The 2,853-nt window shown below is 25.4% G+C and carries 2 protein-coding genes; both read right to left on the bottom strand.

The features are described 5' to 3' along the window. Positions 1-115 precede the first annotated feature (115 nt). Positions 116-712: a phage tail protein gene (locus Q0H31_RS13050; protein ID WP_295298884.1), complete on the bottom strand. Its 597-nt coding sequence runs from the start codon at positions 710-712 to the stop codon at positions 116-118. Positions 713-714: 2 nt separating this feature from the next. Beyond that, a complete protein-coding gene (locus tag Q0H31_RS13055) occupies positions 715-2,700 on the bottom strand; it encodes a phage tail protein (RefSeq protein ID WP_295298886.1) in 1,986 nt (661 codons plus the stop codon). Between the last annotated feature and the right edge of the window lie 153 nt (positions 2,701-2,853).

Below are 2,853 nucleotides of genomic sequence, written 5' to 3' on the forward strand. Positions count from 1 at the left end.
AAATTATGATACACCTATGCTATACTTTAAGAAATTAAGGAATTCCTAACTGCAATATGTCTGGCTCCTGTGCAAGAGCAGCTAAATATTTTTTTATATCTATCATTATTACACCTCATAATATTTTTTTGTACTGAGCTTTTATGTTGGCTCTAGTATCTTGTAAACTATTTAATATACTAATTTGACTTTCACTTAATAACCCTTGCTCTGCTAAACTATTAAGTACATCGTCTAAAAGCTCGGCTCTCTTTCCGTCAAGATTTTGAGAATATCGATTTTGTCTTTGATTAACTATATAATTATTATACTCTTCTTTAGTGATTAAACTCTCATTATATTTTTCATCAATACTTTTTTCTGTAATATACTTTTTACCATTCTCTTCTACTATTTTTTTATTTTTGTCTAACTCTTCAAGCCCCCTTTCAACCATAACAATATAATCATCTTCATAATTTTTATTTAATTCCCTTATAATTCCATTATCTATTATTTCATTGTCTTTAAGTATAATAATTTTTTCTTTTACTTGCTCTTCTAAACTTTTTACTGATCCGTCTTTATTATAAACCCTTATATCTGTTTGACTAACATCTTCACTATTATGTTCTTTTATAACTTCATTAGGTTTTAATTTAAAATCATTAACGCTTTGCCCTTCAACAAAATAACATTCATAAGTATTTTTATCATATATAGCAAATATCATCTTCAAACTCCTATTATATCACTTACTTTTTTACCATTTATTGTAAGCAGTTTATATATTCTAATTAATCTATTTTTAACCCTAAACTCATTTGCTGTAATCCACTGTCGTGATAAATCTATACCTAAATTGTTTCCCCAATCACCAGTATATTCTAAATAGCGTCCTCTTCTACTTTGATTATAGTTATATAAAATACCGCCGCTAATAAAAGCAGAATGACCTACTGCTATCCCCCAATCACTATTTATAAAATAACCTGTAGCGTTCCTACCGGCGTCCCCTTGAATACCATTACTTCTGCTAACATTTGATAAATCACCCTCCGTTCTAAAATATACACTTTCAGTATTAAACATTATCTGCCAAGTAGTAGCAACTCTATACATTTTTTTAAACCAATTACTAGGCTCTTCATTAGGATTAAAATTGCCGTTTATATCTGGGTATTGTACATAATATGGAGAAATCATATATCTTGAAGCTAAACTCTCTCCAAGTTCCTGAATATTCTCCACTGGTTTTAAGACTTTATCCAAAATATAATTTTTATCTGGTGTAAGATTTAAAGTAAATACATCATCATAATTTATTTGGCTTCCGTCTTGATATGCTATAACTAAATCTACAGCATTTGTATTTGAAACATTTTGAGTAAAATAATATTTTACTGCTTTTCCTGTACTTGATATTATTTCATTTGTATTTATATAAGATGATAATAAATTAAAATAATTTGCTAATATATTTAAAAAACTATATGACGATTTACTAAAACTTCCTGTACCAGTGCCGGCACCATTTATAGCACCAACTAACTTAACAGTTCCATTATTATTTTGAAGATTTAAATAAGATAAAAAATTTTTATCACTGTAATTTCCTATTCCCAAAAAATTAGTATCAGTATTTTTTAACTGTCTATTTTTTATACTTAATGTAATGTTATACGGTTTATGCTCAAAATCACTAAAATCAGTTTTTGATATAGCTAAACAACCTTGTAAAAATTCAAATTGAAGATTATCACTTATCCCTTCTATAAATATATCTCTATTACTAATAGTCCATTCATCACTAGAAACAACTTTCCAAAATACATTTATTATATTTAATATTTCAATACTTTCTGTAGAAGTTTCTATACTTTTTATCATTAATAATATTGCTTTTGTTCCGTAAAGAGATTCAATATTAGTTAAACTAGCATTTAATGAATAACTTCCATCTTCTTGTTTTATAATAGATGCTGGATAATCATTTCTACCGTCATTAAGCAATAAGTTAATAGTTTCTGGTATAGTATACTTAAATTTGGGAAAATCATACTCATCTGTTTCACAAACTAAATTAGTTTTAGAATTATCATACAAAATATTGTTTGCTAAATTTGAACCTCCTGTTGAAATTTTATTATCTATATCTTTTTTCAATTTTTCTATAGCGAGCTGAAGATTATTTGTATTATTTCCAAAAGAAGTATTGCTATCATCATAAAATATATTAGAGGCTTTTGACAATATTTCTATTTTATTATCTCTTATTAAATTATTCCATATAGGATTTTCTACATAGTCCAAAACTAAATAAAAAACACCATTATTTACTATTATTTGATTTTTATAAATTTTGTTAATGCCGTCAAACCAATTTATTATTTCAATTAGAGGTTTAATGAAATCATAAATATCATTTTCTTCGCTATAAATAAAATTTTCGCTTACTATAAAAAAATTATTTTCATACTCTAAAATGTCGTATGCATTATAACTTCTTCCAATTTCTAAACTCTTGAAAGGTGTAAGAATAGAGCAATTAGATTTTAAATAATAATCAGAATCATCACTTAAAAAATCTTTATTTACTCTATACAAATAGCCATTATGTTTTATAATATCATTTGTTTTATAATTAGTTTTATCATAATAGTTTTTTATAGGATAATCTGTATCAAGAGTATTAATCTTTTTTGCTATATAATCAAACATCCAAGAGCTTAATGTTGTATTATAAGCTGTAATGGAATATTCAAATTGCTTATTTAAATGATTTATTGATAAAAAAAGGGGCTGTCCTAGATAACTTAAATTTGTTAAAATTTAAGTATGAAACGCAGTAAATTAAGTAAAGATAAACAATTA

The sequence above is a fragment of the uncultured Brachyspira sp. genome, from assembly GCF_934747485.1.
In the GTDB taxonomy this organism is placed as follows: domain Bacteria; phylum Spirochaetota; class Brachyspiria; order Brachyspirales; family Brachyspiraceae; genus Brachyspira.